The organism is Paracoccus sp. PAR01 (assembly GCF_014851995.1).
Taxonomy (GTDB): domain Bacteria; phylum Pseudomonadota; class Alphaproteobacteria; order Rhodobacterales; family Rhodobacteraceae; genus Paracoccus; species Paracoccus litorisediminis.
This window is the reverse complement of the sequence record NZ_JACVAW010000104.1, coordinates 1-361: the sequence shown is the minus strand read 5'-3', so window position 1 is coordinate 361 and position 361 is coordinate 1. Positions and strand designations below refer to the sequence as shown.

At 56.5% G+C, this 361-nt stretch carries 1 pseudogene; it reads left to right on the top strand.

The annotated features are described in order from the left end of the window. Nucleotides 1-127 precede the first annotated feature (127 nt). A pseudogene (locus tag IB235_RS24875) lies at nt 128-361 on the top strand (IS3 family transposase); the annotation flags it as partial.

Genomic DNA, 361 nt, shown 5'->3' with positions numbered 1-361 from the left:
GTCCACCCCATAGTCCCTGAGAAACTCCACCGTAGTCGCCATCGCGAAACTCCCGCCCAATCTCCATCAGGCGCGAAATCTCAGGTCACGTGAAAATGCGGAAGGTGGGGCACAGGCGCCGCTTACCGTTTACGTTGTCCTAGACCGGGAGGGCTGGGAGGTCAGCATTAAGATGGTCTATAACGTTTACAGGGCCTTGGGACTGCAGCTACGGAATAAAACCCCAAAACGGCGGGTGAAGGCGAAGCTGCGCGATGATCGCGCTGATGCCGTTGGGCCGAACGATGTCTGGGCAATGGATTTTGTCCATGACCAGTTGGCTCTGGGCAAGAAGCTGCGGATCCTGACTATTGTCGATACG